17 protein-coding genes are annotated in these 21,342 nt (G+C 64.3%); 11 read left to right on the forward strand and 6 right to left on the reverse strand.

Annotated elements, in window-relative coordinates; translation table 11 throughout:
• Positions 1-460 precede the first annotated feature (460 nt).
• Positions 461-1,666 carry a M20 aminoacylase family protein gene (locus ACCQ08_RS15630; RefSeq protein WP_373450314.1) on the reverse strand — a complete coding sequence of 402 codons (1,206 nt, stop codon included), beginning with the start codon at positions 1,664-1,666 and terminating at the stop codon, positions 461-463.
• A gap of 259 nt (positions 1,667-1,925) precedes the next feature.
• Here ACCQ08_RS15630 and ACCQ08_RS15635 point away from each other — a divergent pair, with 259 nt between their 5' ends.
• Complete coding sequence (locus tag ACCQ08_RS15635) at positions 1,926-4,019, forward strand: molybdopterin-dependent oxidoreductase (RefSeq protein WP_373450315.1); 2,094 nt, start codon at positions 1,926-1,928, stop codon at positions 4,017-4,019.
• Positions 4,016-5,125 carry a M14 family metallopeptidase gene (locus tag ACCQ08_RS15640; protein WP_373450316.1) on the forward strand — a complete coding sequence of 370 codons (1,110 nt, stop codon included), beginning with the start codon at positions 4,016-4,018 and terminating at the stop codon, positions 5,123-5,125. Before ACCQ08_RS15635 ends, ACCQ08_RS15640 begins: the two co-directional genes overlap by 4 nt.
• A 3-nt stretch (positions 5,126-5,128) precedes the next feature.
• Here ACCQ08_RS15640 and ACCQ08_RS15645 read toward each other — a convergent pair whose 3' ends face one another.
• Positions 5,129-5,692 (reverse strand): hypothetical protein, encoded by a 564-nt coding sequence (locus ACCQ08_RS15645; protein WP_373450317.1) that lies wholly within the window; start codon positions 5,690-5,692, stop codon positions 5,129-5,131.
• Between the two features lie 125 nt (positions 5,693-5,817).
• On the opposite strand from ACCQ08_RS15645, the gene ACCQ08_RS15650 reads away from it, so the two are divergent.
• Complete coding sequence (locus tag ACCQ08_RS15650; RefSeq protein WP_373450318.1) at positions 5,818-7,083, forward strand: class I SAM-dependent methyltransferase; 1,266 nt, start codon at positions 5,818-5,820, stop codon at positions 7,081-7,083.
• A gap of 10 nt (positions 7,084-7,093) precedes the next feature.
• Positions 7,094-7,429: a DUF1840 domain-containing protein gene (locus ACCQ08_RS15655; protein WP_116926167.1), complete on the forward strand. Its 336-nt coding sequence runs from the start codon at positions 7,094-7,096 to the stop codon at positions 7,427-7,429.
• A gap of 83 nt (positions 7,430-7,512) precedes the next feature.
• On the opposite strand, the gene ACCQ08_RS15660 is transcribed toward ACCQ08_RS15655, so the two are convergent.
• From ACCQ08_RS15660 to ACCQ08_RS15670, 3 genes are all read right to left on the reverse strand, one after another.
• Positions 7,513-8,499: a tripartite tricarboxylate transporter substrate-binding protein gene (locus ACCQ08_RS15660; protein ID WP_239809713.1), complete on the reverse strand. Its 987-nt coding sequence runs from the start codon at positions 8,497-8,499 to the stop codon at positions 7,513-7,515.
• A 335-nt stretch (positions 8,500-8,834) separates the two neighbouring features.
• Positions 8,835-9,719 carry a response regulator gene (locus tag ACCQ08_RS15665; protein WP_312450683.1) on the reverse strand — a complete coding sequence of 295 codons (885 nt, stop codon included), beginning with the start codon at positions 9,717-9,719 and terminating at the stop codon, positions 8,835-8,837.
• A gap of 2 nt (positions 9,720-9,721) precedes the next feature.
• Positions 9,722-13,102: an ATP-binding protein gene (locus tag ACCQ08_RS15670; RefSeq protein WP_373450319.1), complete on the reverse strand. Its 3,381-nt coding sequence runs from the start codon at positions 13,100-13,102 to the stop codon at positions 9,722-9,724.
• Positions 13,103-13,385: 283 nt separating this feature from the next.
• Between ACCQ08_RS15670 and urtA the strand changes: the two genes are divergently transcribed.
• The 7 genes from urtA to ACCQ08_RS15705 all read left to right on the forward strand — a co-directional run bounded on the left by urtA (position 13,386) and on the right by ACCQ08_RS15705 (position 20,174).
• Complete coding sequence (gene urtA / locus ACCQ08_RS15675; protein ID WP_373450320.1) at positions 13,386-14,633, forward strand: urea ABC transporter substrate-binding protein; 1,248 nt, start codon at positions 13,386-13,388, stop codon at positions 14,631-14,633.
• 199 nt (positions 14,634-14,832) lie between these two features.
• Positions 14,833-15,747: an urea ABC transporter permease subunit UrtB gene (gene urtB / locus ACCQ08_RS15680; RefSeq protein WP_239809709.1), complete on the forward strand. Its 915-nt coding sequence runs from the start codon at positions 14,833-14,835 to the stop codon at positions 15,745-15,747.
• 23 nt (positions 15,748-15,770) lie between these two features.
• Complete coding sequence (gene urtC / locus ACCQ08_RS15685) at positions 15,771-16,979, forward strand: urea ABC transporter permease subunit UrtC (protein ID WP_373450321.1); 1,209 nt, start codon at positions 15,771-15,773, stop codon at positions 16,977-16,979.
• A gap of 14 nt (positions 16,980-16,993) precedes the next feature.
• Positions 16,994-17,737 carry an urea ABC transporter ATP-binding protein UrtD gene (urtD, locus tag ACCQ08_RS15690; protein ID WP_239809707.1) on the forward strand — a complete coding sequence of 248 codons (744 nt, stop codon included), beginning with the start codon at positions 16,994-16,996 and terminating at the stop codon, positions 17,735-17,737.
• Between the two features lie 10 nt (positions 17,738-17,747).
• Entirely contained in the window at positions 17,748-18,437 is a 690-nt protein-coding gene (urtE, locus tag ACCQ08_RS15695) for an urea ABC transporter ATP-binding subunit UrtE (protein ID WP_133855172.1), read from the forward strand.
• 75 nt (positions 18,438-18,512) lie between these two features.
• Positions 18,513-19,736, forward strand: a complete 1,224-nt coding sequence (fmdA, locus tag ACCQ08_RS15700; protein WP_133855171.1) for a formamidase — start codon at positions 18,513-18,515, stop codon at positions 19,734-19,736.
• 69 nt (positions 19,737-19,805) lie between these two features.
• A complete protein-coding gene (locus ACCQ08_RS15705) occupies positions 19,806-20,174 on the forward strand; it encodes a zinc ribbon domain-containing protein (protein ID WP_239809706.1) in 369 nt (122 codons plus the stop codon).
• 303 nt (positions 20,175-20,477) lie between these two features.
• Here ACCQ08_RS15705 and ACCQ08_RS15710 read toward each other — a convergent pair whose 3' ends face one another.
• The gene (locus ACCQ08_RS15710) at positions 20,478-20,903 is read right to left on the reverse strand and encodes a hypothetical protein (protein ID WP_312450673.1); all 426 of its coding nucleotides are present in this window, start codon (positions 20,901-20,903) and stop codon (positions 20,478-20,480) included.
• Positions 20,904-21,342 lie beyond the last annotated feature (439 nt).

Below are 21,342 nucleotides of genomic sequence, written 5' to 3' on the forward strand. Positions count from 1 at the left end.
GGCCTGATCCTTCGTTGCGCAGGCTTGCCGTACAGGCGTACTGTCTGCGCCTGCGCGCCTCGTCTCAGGACCTATCTCGGCGTTGGGGTGGTGGGGTTGGGCATTGCGCTTGCTTCTTGGGCCCGCTCCGGCAGACCGTTTGATCTCATGTGCTGGCGCTGTTTTGAGGTTTGGGCTGTTGGTCTTGCGGGGGCGCCGATATAGGGCCTGATCCTTCGTTGCGCAGGCTTGCCGTACAGGCGTACTGTCTGCGCCTGCGACGCCTCGTCTCAGGCCCTATCTCGGCGTTGGGGTTGTGGGGTGAGTATTGCGCTTGCTTCTTGGGCCCGCTCCGGCAGTCCGGGTGATTTCAGGGCTCGCCTTGGTTGATGGGACGGAGAGGAGTGGTTTCCGCTGCTTTCAATGCAAAAAGCGCCCGGGGTGTCCTCGGGCGCTTTGCTTGGGTTGCTGATTTCGCTTCTTATTTCTTTGCTTGGGCCAGCCACTTGGTGGCCAGTTGTACCCAGTACGTTGCGCCCAGGGGGATCAGGTCGTCGTTGAAGTCGTAGCTGGGGTTGTGCAAGGTGCAGGGGCCGCCGCCGTGGCCGATGGCGCGGTGGTCGCCTTCGCCGTTGGCGATGAAGCAGTAGGCGCCGGGCTTGGCTTCGAGCATGAAGGAGAAGTCTTCGGCGCCCATCGTGGGCTCTTGCGCCTTCACTTTATCGGCGCCCAGGATGTCGATCATCACCTGGCGGGCGAACTCGGCTTCGGGGACGCTGTTGACGGTGGCGGGGTAGTTGCGGTTGAAGTAGAACTCGCACTGCGCATTGTTCATCGCGCAGCAGCCTTCGGCCACCTGGCGCATGCGGGCTTCGATCAGGTCCAGCACTTCGGTGCGGAAGGTGCGCACCGTGCCTTGCAGCTCCACGCGGTCGGGGATCACGTTGTTGGCTTCGCCGCCGTGGATCATGGTCACGGAGATCACGCCGGTATCGAGCGGCTTCTTGTTGCGGGTGATGATGGTCTGGAAGGCCGTCACGATCTGGCAGGCGATGGGCACCGGATCATTGCCCATGTGCGGCATCGCGCCGTGGCCGCCCTTGCCGGTGATGGTGATCTTGAAGTCGTTGCTGGAGGCCATCACCGGGCCGGGGCTGACGGCCATGTTGCCGGCGGCCATGCCGGGCCAGTTGTGCATGCCGAAGACGGCCTGCATCGGGAATTTCTCGAACAGGCCGTCCTTGATCATCTCGCGCGCGCCGCCACCGCCTTCTTCGGCGGGTTGGAAGATCAGGTAGACGGTGCCGTCAAAATCGCGGAACTTGGAGAAGTGCTTGGCTGCGGCCAGCAGCATCGCGGTGTGGCCGTCATGGCCGCAGGCGTGCATCTTGCCAGCATGGCGGCTGGCGTGTTCAAAGGTGTTGGACTCCTGCATCGGCAGCGCATCGATATCGGCGCGCAGGCCCACGGCCTGGCCGCTGGCGCCGCCATCCTTGCCGTGCACGATGCCGACCACGCCGGTGGTGCCCAGGCCGCGGTGGATAGGAATGCCCCATTCCGTCAGCTTGGCTGCCACCAGATCGGCCGTGCGCACTTCCTCGAAGCACAGCTCCGGGTGGGCATGGATGTCCTTGCGGATCTGGGCAATGCTGGGCGCTTCGGCCACGATGGAATCAATCAGCTTCATGGGAAATCCTGTTGGCTACATGGGGATGTATCTGTCTGGCCGGTGCCGCTAGAGGCCAAGGCGTTGGCGCGCGGCGTGCCAAGCCCTCTATGGTGCAGCAAAGCAGGACACCCCTGCGCTGAAATGTCCTGGGAATAACCCTGGGCCTGGGCCCCGCTCGGCCACGTGCTGCAGGAGACCCCGGCCCCTGCCAACTGGCGCTACCATGTGCAGCACTCCATTCCCCCGACTCTGCGCCGGCCTCGGCGCCGCCCTTGCCATGACTACCACTGCTGCCGCCACCACCGTTCTGGGCGCCTGCCCCCATGACTGCCCCGATACCTGCTCACTGGTCACCACCGTGGTCGATGGCGTGGCGACCAAGGTCAGTGGCAATCCGCTGCATGCGCACACCGGCGGCGTGCTCTGCGCCAAGGTCAGCAAATACACCGAGCGCAGCTACCATGCGGACCGGGTGCTGCAGCCGATGAAGCGGGTCGGCCCCAAGGGCAGCGGCCAGTTCCAGCCGGTGAGCTGGGACGAGGCGCTAGCCGATATCAGCCAGCGGCTGCACCGCATTGCGCAGACCGATCCGCAGGCCATCCTGCCCTACAGCTATGCCGGCACGATGGGCCTGGTGCAGGGCGAGAGCATGGACCGGCGCTTTTTCCACCAGCTGGGCGCGTCGCTGCTGGACCGCACCATCTGCGCCAGCGCGGGCTCGGAAGCCTTGCTGCACACCTATGGCGGCAAGCTGGGCATGCGGGTGCAGTTTTTTGCCGAGAGCCAGCTGATCCTCATCTGGGGCAGCAACAGCATTGGCAGCAACCTGCATTTCTGGCGCTATGCGATGGAGGCCAAGCGCAACGGCGCCAAGCTGGTCTGCATCGATCCGCGCAAGAGCGAGACCGCCGACAAATGCCATGAACACCTGCAGCTGCTGCCCGGCACCGATGCGGCGCTGGCGCTGGCCTTGATGCATGAGCTGATCCGCAACGGCTGGCTCGACCACGACTACATTGCCCAGCACACCTTGGGCTGGGACGCGTTGAAGGCCCGCGCACTGCAGTGGACGCCCGAGCGCGCCGCCCAGGTCTGCGGGATCGATGCCGCGCAGATCCGTAGCCTGGCGCGCGATTACGGCACCACCGAGCGGGCGGCGATCCGCCTGAACTACGGCATGCAGCGTGTGCGCGGCGGCGGCAATGCCGTGCGCGCGGTCGCCTGCCTGCCCGCACTCACCGGCGCCTGGCGCCACCGCGCTGGCGGCCTGCTGCTGTCCAGTTCGTCATCGGCGCCGGCGCGCCGGGGGGCCCTGCAAATGCCGGCGCTGCTGGGCGCGCGCCAGCCCCGCACCGTCAACATGAGCACGATTGGCGATGCGCTGCTCCAGCCCGCCAGCGCCGGGTTCGGCCCGCAGATTGCTGCCCTGGTCTGCTACAACAGCAACCCGGTTGCGGTAGCCCCCGATTCAGCCAAGGTGGTCAAGGGCTTTGCCCGCGAGGACCTGTTCACCGTGGTGCTGGAGCACTTCATGACCGACACGGCCGACTATGCCGACTATGTGCTGCCCGCCACCAGCCAGCTGGAGCACTGGGACATCCACACCAGCTACGGCCACACCGATGTGCTGCTCAACCGCCCGGCCATTGCGCCGCTGGGCCAGGCGCGCAGCAATGCGCAGATCTTCCGCGACCTGGCCGCGCAGATGGCACGCTACGACAGCGCCTTTGCGGCGCCGCATTTTGCCGACAGCGACGAGGAGCTGTGCCGCCAGGCGGTGGACCCGACCCGCATCCCGTTCGAGCAGCTGCTGGCGCAGGGCTTTGTCGCGCAGAACCTGCCTGACGCCCCGTTTGCTAATGGCGGCTTTGCCACGCCCTCGGGCAAGTGCGAGTTCCACAGCGCGGCGCTGGAGGCCATGGGCATCAACCCCTTGCCCGACCACCTGCCCAACCATGAGCTGCCCACCGCCAGCCATCCGCTGGCGATGATCTCGCCACCGGCGCGCAACTTTCTCAACTCCACCTTTATCAATGTGCGCCAGCTGCGCAGTGCCGAAGAGCGCCCGATGCTGGAGATGCACCCCAGCGATGCGCAAAGCCGCCAGATTGAAGATGGCGATCTGGTGCGCGTCTTCAACGGCCGGGGCGAGCATGTCTGCCATGCCAGCATCAATGGCCGTGCCCGGCCCGGCGTCGTAGTGGGACTGGGGATCTGGTGGCGCAAGGATGGGCCCAATGGCACCAACGTCAACGAGCTGACCCACCAGCAGCTGACCGATATCGGACGTGCACCGTCCTTTTACGACTGTGCGGTGCAGGTCGAGCGCATGGCCACCGCCGGCATGGGCCACGGAGGTATCGCCGCATGAGCGCTGTAGAACAAGCCTTTTCGCGCAGCTATGCGCAAGCCCGCCAGCAGTTTCTGGAGTCCGCCGCCGCCGCTGGCCTGGCGCTGCAATCGCAGCCCCATCCGTTGACCGGGGTCGCAGGCGAAGCGCTGGCCATGGATGTGGCCCGGGATGGCGCGATGGATGCCGACCAGCTGCTGATCCTCAGCAGCGCCTGCCATGGCATCGAGGGCTACTGCGGCAGCGGCGTGCAGGTCTATGCGCTGCGCGATGCCGAGTGGCTGGACAAGGTGCGCAGCGCCGGTGTGGCCGTGCTCTATGTGCATGCGCTCAACCCCCATGGCTTTTCCTACGGCCGGCGCGTGACCCAGGAGAACGTGGACCTGAACCGCAACTTTGTCGATTTCTCCCAACCGCTGCCGGGCAACCCGGCCTACGACCAGTTGCACGAGGTGATTGTGCCGGCCCACTGGCCGCCGACGGCCGCGGTGCAGCAGGCGATGCAGGACTTCATCGATGCGCACGGCCTCAAGGCCTGGCAGGCGGCGGTGGCCCAGGGCCAGTACCGCCATCCGCAAGGGGTGTTCTTTGGCGGCCAGGCGCCGACCCGGAGCAACCAAACCCTGCGCCAGGTGCTGCGCCAGCACGGCCAGGCCGCGCGCCAGATCGCCTGGATCGATGTGCACACCGGGCTGGGCCCCAATGGCTATGGCGAGCGCATCTTCACGGGCCCGCCCGGTGATGGGGCCATGCTGGCGCGGGCGCGCCGCTGGTGGGATGGGGCAGGCGCGACGCCGGTCACGTCGCTGGACGATGGCAGCTCCTCATCGCCGCCTTTGACCGGCCTGCTCTGGAACAGCGTGGCGCAAGAATGCCCGCAGGCCACATTTACCGGCATGGCGTTGGAGTACGGCGTGCTGCCGGTGCACGCTACCTTGGATGCGCTGCGCGCCGACCACTGGCTGCACCAGCACCCCGAGGCACCGGCCGCCCAGCAGGCTGCCATCCACCAGCAGATGCGCGAAGCCTTCTATGACGAGAGCGTGGCCTGGAAAGCGCAGATCATCAGCCAGGCGCGCCAGGCGCTGTTCCAGACGGTGGATGGGCTCCGCAGCGAAGCGCGCTGACGTCTAAGCCCGCGCCCCCTGCAGCGCGACCTGCTGGCAGCCCCAGTGGTGCAGGCATTCGCGCAGCAGAATCAATAGCGCAGCCTGCGCCGGCGTCAGCTGCAGGCCGCTGTGGCTGCCGCCCATCATGTGGTGGGCATAGCGGTTAAAGAGCTGCTCGACGGCGTCGGTGGTCTGCAGCGGGGCTTGCGGATCCGGCAGCTGCGCGGCCAGGGCCGCCATGTCCGGCGCGCTGCACAGCAAAGCCAGCTGGGGGCCGGGCGCTGGCCAACTGCGGGTCAGCGGCATGATCTGGTCTTCCACCAACTCGATCACCTGTTCCACCTGGCCAGCGCCGGTGGACGCGCGGCTCAGGTACTGTGTTGCCAATTGGCCATAGCCCAACGGCAGATCGTGTCGGATAGGCGACGCCTGTTGCGCGGTCAAACGCCACACCTGGCAAGCACCGGGATCGGCCTGCAACACCACCCAGTCCTGGTTCGGGTAGCGGGCCTGCAAAGCAGGCAGATCCAGCAAGGCTGCGGGCTGCAAGCGATCGGAAGAGGGGACAGGCGGGGATGTGGGCATGGGCAGGGAGCAATGCTAGCGCGTCTGCTGCGCAGGTGCTGGCGGCATCCCTATAGATATGTTGTTAGTAGGTGTGTCAGACAACGGCTATTGACCTTGCGGACCGGCGCCACACAATAACCGCTATGAATATCCTGCATTCCAAGCTCGAAGAAAAGCTGGCGGGTTTGCCAGTGTCGGTTGCCATCTCCCTGCCGCAGGGCGGATGGATCGGTCCGCCGGACCAGGCGCAGGTACGCATTCGCTGCCACAACGCGGCGGCACTGGCCTCGCTGGCGGCTGGCGATGTCGGGGTGGTGGGCGCGGCCATCGTCGAGGGCCACGTGGATATCGAAGGCACGATGCGCGATGCGATGGCCGCTGCGGTGGCGCTGATGCCCTCGGACCCGGTGGCGGCGCGTTCCACCTGGTGGAGCCGGCTGTTGGCGCGCTCGCGTTCGGCGGCGCTCCATACCTTGACCAAGGATTCCGAGCAGATCCAGTTCCACTACGACGTCTCGGACGATTTCTACGGTCTGTGGCTGGATCCGCGCCGCGTCTACTCTTGTGCCTACTATGCCGAGCATGGCTACAGCCTGGCCCAGGCGCAGGAGGCCAAGCTGGACCTGATCTGCCGCAAGCTGCGGCTGCAGCCAGGCGAGCGCTTTCTGGATGTGGGAGCGGGCTGGGGCGGCCTGCTGCTGTGGGCTGCCGAGCACTATGGCATCGAGGGCACCGGCATCACCTTGTCCAAAAACCAGCATGCCTATGTCAACCAGTTGATCGAACAAAAAGGCCTGCAGGGCCGGGTCAAGATGCTGCTGACCGACTACCGCCAGCTGCGCGTGGACCAGCCTTTTGACAAGCTCGCCTCGGTGGGCATGTTCGAGCATGTGGGCCGCGCCCATATGCACGAGTACTTCACGGTGCTCAAGCGCCTGGTCAAACCCGGTGGCCTGCTGATGAACCACGGCATCACCGCTGGCGGCACCGACAACGAGCAGCTGGGCGCCGGCATGGGCGATTTCATCGAGAAATACATCTTCCCCGGCGGCGAGCTGATCCATGTCAGCGCCGTGCTCGAAGAGATGGCCCACGCGGGCTGGGAGATGGTGGACACCGACAACCTGCGCCCGCATTACGCCAAGACCTTGTGGGCCTGGTCCGATGCCCTGGAGGCGCAGCTGGACGAGGCGCTGGCGATCCTCGCGCAAAAGGGCGACCCCGCGCAGGCCGCCAAGACCCTGCGCGCCTACCGCCTCTACCTGGCCGGCTGCGCCACGGGGTTTGAGCATGGCTGGGTGGCGCTGCACCAGATGCTGGCTGTCATGCCCGATGGGTCGATGACGACAGGCACCATGCCTGGTGCACAATCACAATACCCGTTCACCCGGGACTATATGTATCGATAAGGAGAGCGCCGTGCTATTCAAATTCAAATCACAGGCCACTGCAGACATGATCATGCTGGAGCCTGATGCCCGCAAGGTGCTGCAGATCATCGGCAAGGACGCCTCGCCACGCGGCATCATCACCACGGACCAGATTCCCCAGGCGATTGCCGCATTGCAGGCCGCCGTGGCTGCCGAAGACGAACGCGCCCAGGCAGCCAAGACGCAGGACCTGGACCAGGACCCCGAAGACGCCGACGGCCAGGATGTGAAGGCCAGCGTCGGCCTCAAGCAGCGGGCGGTGCCCTTTATCGAGATGCTGCGCCGCAGTGCGGCCGAGCAGGCCGATGTGGTCTGGGGCGGCTGACCGCCCAGCAAGCGTCTGATCCAACGCAAAAAGACTGCCGAGGCAGTCTTTTTGCGTTGAACAGGTTCTGAGGTGTCGCGCGATCAGTCGGCGAAGGTGCCGGCCGCCTTGATGATCGGCGTCCACTTGGCGATCTCAGCCTGCACAAAGGCCTTGTGGCCTTCGGGCGTGATGCGCTGGTCGTTGGCCACGACGGCGCTCAGGTTCTCCGACTTCTTGATGAACTCGGGGTCCTTCAAGGCCACCTTCAGCGCGTCGTTGACCTTCTTCAGGATGTCGGGTGGCGTGCCCTTGGGGGCGTACAGGCCGTGCCAGATCGTCACTTCAAAGCCCTTGAGGCCTTCTTCCTGCAGGGTCGGCAGGTCCTTCAGCGATGGCGTGGTCAGGCGCTTGCTGGTGGTCACGGCATAGGCCTTGACCTTCTTGCCTTCGATCTGGCCGGTGGTGTTCGTGGTCTGGTCGCACAGCACATCGACCTGGTTGCCCATCAGGTCGGCAATCGCCGGTGCGGCGCCCTTGTACGGCACGGCGGTCAGAGGGATCTTCAGGGTGCTTTGCAGCAGCAGGCCGCACAGGTGCGAGGCGGAACCAATACCTGCATTGGCCAGGTTGACCTTGTCCTTTTCCTTGTTCAGGTAGGCAGCCAGTTCCTTGTAGTTGTTCGGTGCCAAGGTGGGCTTGCCGATCAGGGTCATCGGCACGTCGTTGATGATGCCCAGGTACTCGAAGTCCTTGGTCACATCGAAGGACAGCTTGCGGTACAGGATAGGGGCGGTGGCCACACCGATGTGGTTGAGCAGCAAGGTGTAGCCGTCGGGCTTGGCACGTGCGGCCTTGGCCATGCCGATGGTGCTGCCCGCGCCGTCGGCGTTGTCGATGACCACGGTCACGCCATTGAGAGGCTTGCGCAGTGCCTCGCCCAGATCGCGTGCGACGCGGTCGGTGGGGCCGCCTGCCGTGAAGGGCACGACGATGGTGATGGGCTTGTTGGGGTAGGAGGCGTCGGCATAGGCGCCGGTCGCGGTGGCGGCCGCCAGGGCCAGCGCAGTCCATTGCATCATCTTGTTCATAACGGCTTGTCTCTCTTGAAGGGAAAAAGAGTGCCATCCTACCGAGATCAGGCAGGGGTTTTTTCTAAGGTAAACCCTTGTTTTTCCTGAGTGTTTATCGTTTTTGGCCAGGCGCTTTTCCCGGAACTTAAAGCCAAATGGCCGCCGGGGTCAACGATGGTTTGCGATAGATGCTATCAATATTGATAGTTGAAATGTCGTTAGCCGTCGGCGAAATGTCGTGCAGCCAGAGGCAGTGATGGACATTTATTTGCGCTGGCGCAAGCGGCAGGCGCCTTTGGGCGCCACGCCAGACCGCTGCAATATCCGTAGCTTTTCTATGGCTTACACGAAGCTTACGCAGCCAGGGAGCCGCTGGCGATGGCCGCTGCCGCTGCCCGGGTCTCCACGCCCAGCTTCTCAAACACATGCTCCAGGTGCTTGTTCACCGTGCGCGGGCTCATGCCCAGGATCTGTGCAATGTCCCGGTTGGTCTTGCCCTTGGCCAGCCAGCCCAGCACCTCGGTCTCACGCGGAGTCAGCGACGCATCCTGCAGGCGCTGGGTGCTGGCACGCAGGTTGTCGGTGCCCACGCGCAGCACCAGCATGCGCTCGCCAATGCCCACCTCGCCCACCGGCTGGGCCAGCAGGCTGCTGCCGCCCAGCGGGTGCTGGGCCGTCGTATCCCAGGCCGATTGCAGCCAGGCCGTTGCCGCCGCTGTGCTGGCGCCAAAGGCCTGCTCCAGCCACAGTGCCGCCTGCGGCGAGCGCCAGGCGATGCGGCCCTGGCGGTCCAGCACCACCACCCCCATGCCCGCCACATCCACCGCCGCCTGGGCCATGCGGCCCACATGGGCGTTGTGCATATGGCGGGCCAGCCGCGCCAGCACCTCGGGCAGCTTCAGCGGTTTGACGACATAGTCCACGCCGCCGCAGGCAAAGCCTTCGACGATATGGTCGGTCTCGGACAGCCCGGTCATGAAGATCACCGGCACATGGGCCCAGGCCGGGTCGGCCTTGATCCTGCGGCACAGCGAGAAGCCGGTCTCGCCGGGCATCACGCAGTCCAGCAGCACCGCATCGGGCGTCGCGATCTCCAGGCGTTCCAGCGCCTCGGCCGCATTGCGGGCCACCAGCACCGTGTAGTCCTGCTGGCTCAGCGCTTCGCAGAGGAAGCCGAGGGTCTCGATGGCATCGTCGACCACCAGGACGACGCCGGCATGGGGTGTGTGATGAGGCATGGCTAGGTATCGGGCGAGGACGCCGCGAGGCTTTCCAGGATGAACGGGAAATCGAAACGCTGGGCAGCGGCATCGAGCGCCTGCAGCGCATCGCGGCAATCGGGATGGCTGGCCTGGGCCGCCGCCAGCAGCTTGCGCAGGCCGGCGCCATCGCCAAAGCGTGCCAGCCGCGTGATGTCCGATTGCAGCTCGGGCGGCAGCGGGCCAGGCTGCGGGGCGGAGGCCAGTGCCGCCGGGGGAGGGGATACGGCCTTGTCCTCCAGCCACTCCAGCTTCAGCAGCCAGGCCAGGCTGTCCATCAGCTCGGACTCCAGCACCGGCTTGCCGACAAAGGCCTGGCAGCCGGCACGCTCGAGCTGCTCGGGCTGGTTCTCGAACAGGTCGGCCGAGACGATGATGATCGGCAGATGGGCGGCGCTGTACTGCTGGCGCACCAGCGCAGCGGTCTGCCAGCCGCTCAGGTCATCCATGCTCAGGTCCAGCAGGATGGCATCGGGCGGCGCATCGCGGATGATCTCCAGACACTCGTGGCCGCTGGCCGCTTCGAGCACGGTAAAGCCCAGCGGAATCAGCACCCCGGCGATCAGTTGGCGGTGGATGGGCTGGTCATCGACGACCAGCAGCGTTCTGCGCGGGCCCTGGTAGCCGCCGATGAAGGGGCGGGCCTGGGGTTGGCCGGCCAGCGCGCGGGGTGGGGTGTGGACCTCGCTCAGGTACAAGCGCACCGAGAAGGTGCTGCCCTGGCCAGGCGTGCTCTGCAGGCTCAGCTCGCCGCCCATCAGCAAGGTCAGCATGCGGGTGATGGTCAGGCCCAGACCGGTGCCGGTGCTCGCGGCCCGGCGCCCGGCACTGCCCCGTTCAAACGGCATGAAGATGCGCTCATGGTCCTGCGGCGCAATGCCGATGCCGGTATCGCAAATATCAAAGCGCACCACATCGCTGTGGCAGTTGACCTGCAGGCGCACGCTGCCGCTGTCGGTAAAGCGGATCGCATTGCCCAGCAGGTTGATCAGAATCTGGCGCAGGCGCTTGGCATCGGCGCGCACACACGGTGGCATGCGGCCCTGCGTCTGCAGCGCAAACTGCAGGCCCTTGGCCTCGGCCTGGGGCCGCACCATGCGGTTGACCGCTTCAAGAAACTCGGGGAACTGCAGCGGCGCCGGGTCCAGCCGCAGGCGTCCAGCCTCGATGCGCGCCAGATCCAGCAGCTCGTCGATCAGCGAGTGCATGTGCTCGCCACTGTGCAGCATGGTGGTGATGCTTTCATGCGCGGGGCCGGGCAGGTCACTGCGGCGCAGCAGCAGCTGGGCATAGCCGAGGATGCTGGTCAGCGGCGTGCGCAGTTCATGGGCCATGCCGGCCACATAGCGCGATTTGGCCTGGTTGGCCGCCTCGGCATGCTCCTTGGCGGCCTGCAGCTGGGCATCGGTGCGCTGGTGGGCCTCGATCTCCTGCAGCAGCATCTGCGTCTGGCGGTCCGACTCCTCGCGCGCCATGCGCCGGCTGTCCTTGGCCAGCACCAGCCACCAGGCATAGAGCGCACACAGCAGCGCCAGCAGCGAGAACGCCCGCACAAAGGCCCAGCGCAAATCGGTCTGCCCCGGCGCCAGGCTTTGCTGCATGTAGACGATGAACAAGGCCAGCGCCATGGGGCTGGTCAGCAGCAGCACCGTGCCTGCATATGACGCCAGCCGAAAGTTGATGCTGCGCTGGATACGCTGGGGCAGCAGGCTTTCGTAGAGGCTGCGCCACTGCACCTGGGCCCGCGCGGTGCTGGGTTTGCAGCGGTCATGGCAGCGCGAATCGAGCGAGCAGCACAGCGAGCAGATGGGCGCGCCATAGGCAGGGCAGGCGGCCATGTCGGCGCGCTCGAACTGGTTCTGGCACACGGCGCATTGCAGCTCGGGCGCCTCGAACAGCGCGGGCGGGCGGGCGATATACCAGCGCCCGCGCGTGAACCAGGCCAGCAGCGGCGAGACCAGCAGCGCAATCACCAGCGCAATATAGGGCGCAAAGGCGCTGGCCAGCTCACCCAGCAGCCCGCTGTAGGCAATGCCGGCGGCCAGCGCGGCAATGCCCATCGCGCCCACCCCGACGGGGTTGAGGTCATGCAGGTAGGCGCGCCGGAACTCGGTGCCCGGCGGACTCAGCCCCAGCGGCTTGTTGATGACCAGATCGGCCACCAGCGCGCCGACCCAGGCGACGGCGATATTGCTGTAGATGCCCAGCACCTTCTCCAGCGCGCTGAACACGCCCAGGGTCATGATCAGCATCGCGATCATCACGTTGAACACCAGCCACACGACGCGGCCGGGGTGGCTGCGGGTGATGCGCGAGAACACATTGGACCAGGCCAGCGAGCCGGCATAGGCATTGGTCACATTGATCTTGATCTGCGCCATGATGACGAAGATGAGGGTGACCCAGAGGGCGATGCCCGGGTCCTGGACCATCTTGCCAAACGCGCTGAGGTAGAGGTGGGTGGGGTCCGAGGCCTCGGCCACCGTGGAGCCAAACTGCAGCGCCACATAGGCCAGGTAGGCGCCGCCCAGCATGCGCGCGGCACCCATCAGGATCCAGCCCGGCCCGCCCATCAGCACGCAAAACCACCAGCGGCCCCGGTTGGCGGCCGTCTTGCGCGGCATGAAGCGCAGGTAATCGACCTGCTCACCTACCTGCACGATCAGCGCGAAGATCACGGTGCTGGCCGAGCCGAAATACAGCCAGTTGAAATCGGCGCTGCCCGAGGTCAGGCCCGACAGGCCCGGCAGCTCATGCACCAGCTGCGGCTGGGTGAAGGCCAGCCACAGATAGGGCGTCAGCAGCATCAGCGCCCACAGCGGCTGGGTCCAGGCCTGCAGCTTGGAGATGAAGGTCACGCCATACAGCACCATCGGTATCACCACCAGCGCGCACAGCACATAGCAGACCACCAGCGGCCAGCCCAGCGCCATCTGCACGGCCAGCGCCATGATGGCCGCCTCCAGCGCAAAGAAGATGAACGTGAAGGTGGCATAGACCAGCGAGGTGATGGTCGAGCCCAGGTAGCCAAAGCCGGCGCCCCGGGTGAGCAGGTCCATGTCCAGCCCATAGCGCGCCGCGCAGACCGAGATGGGCCAGGCGGTCAGAAAGATCACGATGCCCATCACCGCAATGGCCCAGGCCGCGTTGCTGAAGCCATAGGCCAGGGTGATGGTCGCGCCGATGGCCTCCAGCGCCAGAAAGGACAGCCCGCCCATCGCCGTGTTCAGCAGCTGCCATTCGCTCCAGCGCCGCGCCTTCTGCGGTGTAAAACGCAGTGCGTAGTCCTCCATGGTCTCGTCGGCCACCCAGGCGTTGTATTCGCGGCGGATCGGGAAGATCTTTTGGGAGGGCTTGGTCATCACAGGCAGCGTGCAGGCACCAGGGGCAGGGGACCCCCAGACCAAGCAATATTCAGGCCACACGAAGGAGGGCGCGGCCGGCGAGGTGCGGCCGGCAAGGCGCGGCCGGCGAGGCGGCGCCTGCCGAATGCGGCACCCGCCCCCGGCGCGCAGCCGGGCACGGGGCGTCTACGCAGCGGCTACGTCAAATGACGTATGGGTGTTTCGGGGCCGCACTTTTAGAGTGATCAACAGGTTTCAACCCGTTACCGGTTCAACGCCTGAACCACTTGAGGAGAAAAGCATGTCTCAGGAATTCCAACAGTCGCTCCGCCGCCGCCGTCTCTTGCAAGGCCTGGGGGCCATCAGCATCGCGGGTCTGCCCATGCTGTCCCGCGCCCAAACGCCGCCTACTGCGCAGGTCAATACCAGCAAGCTCGCGGTGACCGACACCGAAGTGGTGGTGGGGCAGCTGCACTCGTCGACCGGCACGATGGCGATCTCCGAGACCGGCTCCATCCAGGCCGAGCAGCTGGCCATCGACCAGATCAACGCGATGGGCGGTGTGCTCGGCCGCAAGATCCGCGTGATCAAGGAGGACGGCGCCTCCGACTGGCCCACCTTTGCCGAAAAGGCCAAGAAGCTGCTCATCAGCGACCATGTGGCGACCGTGTTCGGCTGCTGGACCTCGGCCTCCCGCAAGGCCGTGCTGCCCGTCTTCGAAAAGGAAAACGGCCTGCTCTACTACCCCACCTTCTACGAAGGCCTGGAGCAGAGCAAGAACGTCATCTATACCGGCCAGGAAGCGACCCAGCAGATTCTGTACAGCCTCGACTGGGCCAAGAAGGAAAAGAACGCCTCCAAGGTGTTCCTGGTGGGCTCGGACTACATCTGGCCGCGCACCTCGATGAAGATTGCGCGCAAGCACATCGAGACCTTCCAGAAGGGCAAGGTCGTCGGCGAGGAGTACTACCCGCTGAGCAACACCAACTTCAACTCGCTGATCAACAAGATCAAGGTGGCCAAGCCCGATCTGATCTTTGCCGCCGTCGTGGGTGGCTCCAACGTGGCCTTCTACAAGCAGCTCAAGGCGGCGGGCATCACCGGTGACAAGCAGTTCCTGGTGACCCTGTCGGTGACCGAGGACGAAATGCTCGGCATTGGCGGCGAGAACTTTGCCGGCTTCTACTCGAGCATGAAGTACTTCCAGTCGCTGGACAACCCCAACAACAAGAAGTTTGTCGAGGCCTTCAAGGCCAAGTACGGCCCCAAGTCGGTCATCGGCGATGTGACCCAGGCCGGCTACCTGGGCCCCTGGCTGTGGAAGGCCGCTGTCGAGAAGGCCGGCAGCTTTGATGTGGACAAGGTCGTGGCCGCATCGCCGGGCATCGAGCTGAACACCGCCCCCGAAGGCTACGTGAAGATCGACGCCAACCACCACCTCTGGAGCAAGTCGCGCATCGCGCAGGGCCTGCCGGACGGGACTTTCAAGGTGGTGTCCGAGTCGCCCGAGCTAATCAAGCCTGATCCCTTCCCCAAGGGCTACCAATAAACGTGGCCAACACAGCCCTTGATACGTCGTTGCTCGGCCTTGTCGTACTTTTTGTACTGCCTGCGGCCTCGCGCCTCGTCTCAACCGCAAACCTTCGGTTTGCTGGGCTGTGTTTGCCACTTACAAGCAAGGAGCGGGCCCCGAGGCATTGCCCTTGAGGCCCGCGATGCCGCCGACCACCACCCGACAAGAGAGCGCCATGACTTTTTCTGAAATGATGAATATCGGGCTGATGCAGGGCTTCGCAGGCCTCAGCCTGTTTGCAGTATTGCTGCTGATGGGCCTGGGCCTGGCAATTATTTTTGGCCAGATGGGTGTCATCAACATGGCGCATGGCGAGTTCATGACCATCGGCGCCTACACCGTGTTCATGGCCTCCACCCTGGTGGAAGCCCATGCGCCGGCATGGATGCCGTACTACTTTCCGCTGTCGATCGTGGCGGCCTTTGTGTTCGCGTTTGTGCTGGGCTGGCTGGCCGAGTGGGCATTGATCCGCCACCTGTACAAGCGCCCGCTCGATACCTTGCTGGCCACCTGGGGCCTGAGTCTGGGACTGCAGCAGGTGTTCCGCTCGGTGATCGGCCCCAAAGAGGTGAGCCCTACCTTGCCCGACTGGCTGATGGGCTCCTGGTCGCCCAGCGAGGGGCTGGACATTCCGATCAATGGCCTGTTTGTGCTGGCGCTGGCGCTGCTGGTGACCGCCGGCGTGCTGATTGCGCTGTACCGCAGCCGTTGGGGCCTGCGGGTGCGGGCCACGGTCAGCAACCGGGTGATGGCCAACGCCATCGGCATCAACACCAAGAAGACCGACCGCCTGACCTTTGCGATTGGCTGCGGGGTGGCCGGCATTGCCGGCGCCGCCTTCACCACCATCGGCTCGACGGGGCCTACCTCCGGTTCGCTCTACATCGTGGATTCGTTCCTGGTCGTCACCTTTGGCGGTGCCGCCAGCCTGCTGGGCACCGTGGCATCGGCCTTTGGCATTGCCCAGGTGCAGTCCATCACGGAGTTCTTCCTCAGTGGCTCCATGGCCAAGGTGCTGACCTTGTCCTTCATCGTCGTGGTCTTGATGCTGCGGCCCCAAGGTTTGTTTGCCAGCAAGGTGCGCCGCTAAAGCGGGTGCAAAGGATGACAACCATGAAAGATATGCGTGTGTGGCTGGAGCGCACCGGCCTGGGACATGTGGCACTGCTGGCCGTGGTGCTGCTGGTGGTGTTCCCCTTGGCGCTCGATTCCTTCCGCCTGAACCTGGTGGGCAAGTACCTCTGCTACGGCTTTGTGGCCGTGGGCCTGGTCATGCTCTGGGGCTGGGGCGGCGTGTTGAGCCTGGGGCAGGGCGTGTTCTTTGGCCTGGGCGGTTATGCGATGGCGATGTTCCTCAAGCTGGAGGCCTCCGACAAGGCCAGCACCAGCATCCAGTCCACACCGGGCATCCCCGACTTCATGGACTGGAACCAGCTGACCGCACTGCCGCTGTGGTGGACGCCGTTCGAGCACCTGCCCTTTGCGCTGTTTGCCGTGGTGGCTGCGCCCGCGCTGCTGGCCTTCATCATCGGTTTTGCCATGTTCCGCCGCCGGGTGGGCGATGTCTACTTTGCCATCATTACCCAGGCCGTGGCGCTGATCCTCACCGTGCTGATCATCGGCCAGCAGGGCTACACCGGCGGCGTCAACGGCATGACCGACCTGCGCACCCTGCTGGGCTGGGACATCCGAACCGACAGCGCCAAGTACATCCTCTACTACGTCTGCTGCGGCCTGCTGCTGCTGTCGGTGGTGGCCTGTCTGTGGATCCAGAAAAGCAAGCTCGGCACCCTGCTGCTGGCGATGCGCGACAAGGAAGACCGCGTGCGCTTCTCCGGCTACGACGTGTCGATGTTCAAGGTCTTCGTGTTCTGCTTGGCCGCTGCAATCTCGGGCATTGGCGGCGCGATGTTTGCACTGCAGGTGGGCTTCATGTCCCCGTCCATCGTCGGCATTGTTCCGTCGATCGAGATGGTGATCTTTGCCGCCGTCGGTGGCCGCATGAGCCTGGTCGGTGCCGTCTACGGCGCGCTGCTGGTCAACTTTGGCAAGACCTATTTCTCCGAGACCTTCCCCGATCTGTGGATGTTCTGCATGGCCGGCCTCTTCATCGTGGTGACCATGTTCTTCCCCAACGGCCTGGCGGGCCTGTATGCGAGCAAGCTCAAGCCCATGCTGGCGCGGCGCGCTGCCAAGCCCGCCAGCCCGACCGGCCCGACCAGCCCAGTGGCCACCAGCACGGCCAACAAGCCCGTCACCACCACCGCCACCAGCAAGGCGCAGGAGCCGGTCAGCGGCAAGCCTGCGGCCGAAGGCGTCTGAACCAGGAGTGCGCAATGAGCAATACCGACTTTGCACTGGCGGTGGAGGGTTTGACAGTCTCCTTTGACGGCTTCAAGGCCATCGAGGACCTGACCCTCTATGTCGACAAGAACGAGCTGCGCGTGATCATCGGCCCCAACGGCGCCGGCAAGACCACCTTGCTGGACCTGATCTGCGGCAAGACCAAGGCCAGCAGCGGCAGCATCAAGTTCCAGAACCAGGAGCTGACGGGCATGGACGAGTACCTGCGCGTGCGCAAGGGCATCGGCCGCAAGTTCCAGACCCCGTCGATCTACGAGAACCTGTCGGTCTTCAAGAACCTCGAGGTCTCCTACCCCGAGGGGCGCTCGGTGTTTGGCGCGCTGCGCTTCAAGTGCACCGAGGCCGTGCAGCAGCGCGTGCAGGCGGTGGCGCAGGAGATCGGTCTGGACCATGTGCTGGAGATGGAATCGGGCCTGCTGTCGCACGGGCAAAAGCAGTGGCTGGAGATTGGCATGCTGCTGATGCAGGACCCGGAACTGCTGATGCTCGACGAGCCGATTGCCGGCATGAGCGCGCGCGAGCGCGAGCTGACGGCTGATCTGCTCAAGCGCATCTGCGTGGGCCGCTCGGTGATCGTGATCGAGCACGACATGGAGTTTGTGGCCCGCATTGCGCACAAGGTCACCGTCATGCACCAGGGCAAGATTCTGGCCGAGGGCTCGATGGAGGCCGTGCAGTCCGATCCCAAAGTCATCGATGTCTACCTGGGCCACTGAGGAGCCGCACATGCTGAAAGTCAACGATATCCACGTGGCCTACGGACAGAGCGAGGCGCTGCACGGCATCTCGTTCGAAGGCCGGCCCAATGAAACCCTGGCCATCATGGGCCGCAACGGCATGGGCAAGACCACGTTGTTCAAGGCGCTGATGGGCGTGCTGCCGCTCAAGAGCGGCGCGGTGCAGGTGGCCGGGCAGGATGTGTCGCGCGACGAGAGCTATCTGCGCGTGGCCAAGGGCATTGCCTATGTGCCCCAGGGCCGCATGATCTTCCCGACCCTGAGCGTCGAGGAGAACATCGAGACCGGTCTGGAGAACGCCCGCGACCGCAAGATTCCCGACGAGATCTATGCGCTGTTCCCGGTGCTCTGGGATATGCGCCGCCGCAAGGGCGGCAACCTCTCGGGCGGGCAGCAGCAGCAGCTGGCCATTGCCCGCGCGCTGGTCACCAACCCCAAGGTGCTGCTGCTCGATGAGCCCACCGAAGGCATCCAGCCGTCCATCATCAAGGACATCGCCAAGGCGCTCAACGAGATCCGCAAGATGCGCGAAATCACGATCGTGGTCTCCGAGCAGGTGCTGCATTTTGCGATGGATGTGGCCGACCGGCTCTTTGTCATCGAGGGCGGCCGCATCGTGCACGAGACCGACCGCGCCAACACCAACGAGGCCCACATCAAGTCCTATCTGTCGGTTTAGGTCCTTGCGCGCCGGGCGGCTTGCGCTGCCGGCCCGCATTTTTCTGTTTCATTGACTGCATCACAGGAGCTGCACATGCCCGAAACCCTGATCAAGGTTGATCTGTCCCAACCGGCCCCCTCCAACGAGAAGGTGCACAACCGCTGGCACCCCGATATTCCGATGGCCTGCTGGGTCAACCCCGGCGATGACTTTGTGCTGGAGACCTACGACTGGACGGGGGGCTTCATCCAGAACAACGACAGCGCCGACGATGTGCGCGATGTGGACCTGACCACGGTGCACTACCTGTCGGGCCCGGTCGGCGTCAAAGGCGCCGAGCCCGGTGACCTGCTGGTCGTGGACCTGCTTGACATCGGCGCCAAGGACGAGAGCCAGTGGGGCTTCAACGGCTTTTTCTCGCAGAAGAACGGCGGCGGGTTCCTGACCGACCACTTTCCGTCCGCGCAAAAATCGATCTGGGATTTCCAGGGCATGTTCACCACATCGCGCCACATCCCCGGCGTGCGCTATGCCGGCCTGATCCACCCGGGTCTGATCGGCACCTTGCCCGATCCCAAGATGCTCGAGACCTGGAATGCGCGCGAGCAGGCACTGATCGACACCAACCCCGACGGCAACCTGGCCAACCCGCCGTTCATGGCGACGGCGCACATGGGCCAGCTCAAGGGCGAGGCTCGCGACAAGGCCGCTGCCAGCGGCGCGCGCACCGTGCCTCCGCGTGAGCATGGCGGCAACTGCGACATCAAGGACCTCTCGCGCGGCTCCAAGATCTTCTTCCCGGTCTATGTCGATGGCGCCGGCCTGTCGGTGGGCGATCTGCACTTCAGCCAGGGCGATGGCGAAATCACCTTCTGCGGCGCGATCGAGATGGCCGGCTGGGTGCACATGAAGGTGTCCATCATCAAGGGCGGCATGGCCAAGTACGGCATCAAGAACCCCATCTTCAAGCCCAGCCCCATCGTGCCGACCTACAACGACTATGTGATCTTTGAAGGCATCAGCGTTGACGAATCGGGCAAGCAGTACTACCTGGATGTGAACGTGGCCTACAAGCAGGCCTGCCTCAACGCCATCGAGTACCTGAAGAAGTTCGGCTACTCCGGCGCCCAGGCCTATTCCATCCTCGGCACCGCCCCGGTGCAGGGCCATATCAGCGGCGTGGTGGACGTGCCCAACGCCTGCGCCACCCTGTGGCTGCCCACGCAGATCTTTGATTTCGACATCAACCCCAGCGCGGCAGGGCCGGTCAAGTACCTGGACGGCAGCATCGATATGCCGATCTCGTACGACAAGTAAGACGAGCAAGACGCGCGTATGCGGGCCGCTGTGCCGGCCCGCTTTTATTCTTTTGTGCAGGAGACTTTGATGCCCACCTACGACTACGCCTGCCAGCACTGCGGCGCGTTCGACGCGCTGCGCCGCCTGTCCGACCGCAACCTGGCCTGCGCCTGCCCCCGCTGCGGCGCGGCCTCTGAGCGCGTCATCACCCAGGCCCCGCGCCTGGCCTGCACCTCCCCCCAGCAGCGCCGCGCCGCCGAGGTCAACGAACGCGCCCGCCATGCGCCGCGCATGTCGCGGGATAACGACCCTGCGGCGGGCAGCTATGGGCGGCTGCGGCATCCCAGTGGCTGTGGGTGTTGCAGTGGGGGCGCCAAGACCAGTAGCGCTGCGGCTGCGGCGCAGCCGGCGCTGAAAAGCCAGGTGGGGAACCGGCCTTGGATGATTAGCCACTGAGATCGTCGACACGCGGTTTTTCGCAATATAAGCTTGGGCTACTGCTGCAGGTTTGTGAGGCTTGCGACTCGATGCCGTCAATGACTAACCCAAGCGTTCTGTACGTGGTACTCATAACGCCATCTGCTTGACCTAGTTGCTCTGGACGGCTGGCGTTATTGTCGGTTCACATGTTCATACGCATGGTCCCGCCGGATTTAAGTTGGGGTTAGGCAGGAGGGGCCGAACTGTAGAGATGAGTTGAGGAAAGCAGCCAGCCATTTTGGCGCCTTACGGCCAGGAGCCCGGAGTTCGCGCAACGGGTCAAGCGTTTTTCGATTCGCTCCAAAACGATCTGTCACGCGCAAGTGCTGCAAACAACCAAACAACACTCCCTGTGTCGGCGAAAAGAATCACCAAGCTGGCGACCGCTACCAATAGATTTCCCCAGCCGACTAAAACTGCAATTGCTGCAAGGATTGAACCAATCAGTGGAATCCCAGAAGCATGCTTGTAGCCTTCCATTGATTTGTTATGGAGCTTGGCGTATAGCGCAGGTCGTAAATACGAAAGGTGAAGATTGATTGTCATTGCCATCGATGCCAGGGCAATCAGCACCCAAGCTGTTGCAGGCTCTTTAGTGCCACTAGGAGCAATCAAAGCAGACCACCCCGACCCGATAGAAAGCGCCAAAGGCGATGCCATCAATGCAGCGAAGGCTAATTTTTTGACGACAAGCGTGACAAGCATAGAGATAGCTTTTCGACCAAGCACAGTTGATCGACCAATATAGTCTGTCCAATGAGCGGGCCGACAAGTGAAGGACTTGGCTCATCGACTGGCGGTTTTGCCGATGCTATGCAATGAACTGTACAGCCTCGGCTGCACCGGTTCGGAGTTTACGAGAGCTGCCGTTCAGGCTGTTTGGCGCAGTGCGATCTGTCTAGTTTCCGGTTTAAGGCGCATAGCGGACGTCTGACCTGGTAGCAGGTCAATGTCTGGAATTGGCGGTTGCTGCCGCCTAGGCGCCGGGCCATGAACGACCCAGATCAGCCTTAAGCAGTGGCCTGTGGGCGGCCTTTCAACGACTGCAACCGGCCACTACCTGCCACTCAATCTTTCTTACGGATGTCGGCTTCCGTAGCAACACCCGTCACGAACTGGTAGCCGACCGTATTGCGGAGACGTC

Origin of the sequence: Comamonas sp. SY3 (genome assembly GCF_041730275.1) — a bacterium.
GTDB lineage: Bacteria > Pseudomonadota > Gammaproteobacteria > Burkholderiales > Burkholderiaceae_C > Comamonas > Comamonas sediminis.

Coding starts and splice junctions, on each gene's coding strand:
- ACCQ08_RS15630 (WP_373450314.1), bottom strand. CDS start 1,666: ATGAAGCTGATTGATTCCATCGTGGCCGAAGCGCCCAGCATTGCCCAG.
- ACCQ08_RS15635 (WP_373450315.1), top strand. CDS start 1,926: ATGACTACCACTGCTGCCGCCACCACCGTTCTGGGCGCCTGCCCCCAT.
- ACCQ08_RS15640 (WP_373450316.1), top strand. CDS start 4,016: ATGAGCGCTGTAGAACAAGCCTTTTCGCGCAGCTATGCGCAAGCCCGC.
- ACCQ08_RS15645 (WP_373450317.1), bottom strand. CDS start 5,692: ATGCCCACATCCCCGCCTGTCCCCTCTTCCGATCGCTTGCAGCCCGCA.
- ACCQ08_RS15650 (WP_373450318.1), top strand. CDS start 5,818: ATGAATATCCTGCATTCCAAGCTCGAAGAAAAGCTGGCGGGTTTGCCA.
- ACCQ08_RS15660 (WP_239809713.1), bottom strand. CDS start 8,499: ATGAACAAGATGATGCAATGGACTGCGCTGGCCCTGGCGGCCGCCACC.
- ACCQ08_RS15665 (WP_312450683.1), bottom strand. CDS start 9,719: ATGCCTCATCACACACCCCATGCCGGCGTCGTCCTGGTGGTCGACGAT.
- ACCQ08_RS15670 (WP_373450319.1), bottom strand. CDS start 13,102: ATGACCAAGCCCTCCCAAAAGATCTTCCCGATCCGCCGCGAATACAAC.
- urtA (WP_373450320.1), top strand. CDS start 13,386: ATGTCTCAGGAATTCCAACAGTCGCTCCGCCGCCGCCGTCTCTTGCAA.
- urtB (WP_239809709.1), top strand. CDS start 14,833: ATGACTTTTTCTGAAATGATGAATATCGGGCTGATGCAGGGCTTCGCA.
- urtC (WP_373450321.1), top strand. CDS start 15,771: ATGAAAGATATGCGTGTGTGGCTGGAGCGCACCGGCCTGGGACATGTG.
- urtD (WP_239809707.1), top strand. CDS start 16,994: ATGAGCAATACCGACTTTGCACTGGCGGTGGAGGGTTTGACAGTCTCC.
- urtE (WP_133855172.1), top strand. CDS start 17,748: ATGCTGAAAGTCAACGATATCCACGTGGCCTACGGACAGAGCGAGGCG.
- fmdA (WP_133855171.1), top strand. CDS start 18,513: ATGCCCGAAACCCTGATCAAGGTTGATCTGTCCCAACCGGCCCCCTCC.
- ACCQ08_RS15705 (WP_239809706.1), top strand. CDS start 19,806: ATGCCCACCTACGACTACGCCTGCCAGCACTGCGGCGCGTTCGACGCG.
- ACCQ08_RS15710 (WP_312450673.1), bottom strand. CDS start 20,903: ATGCTTGTCACGCTTGTCGTCAAAAAATTAGCCTTCGCTGCATTGATG.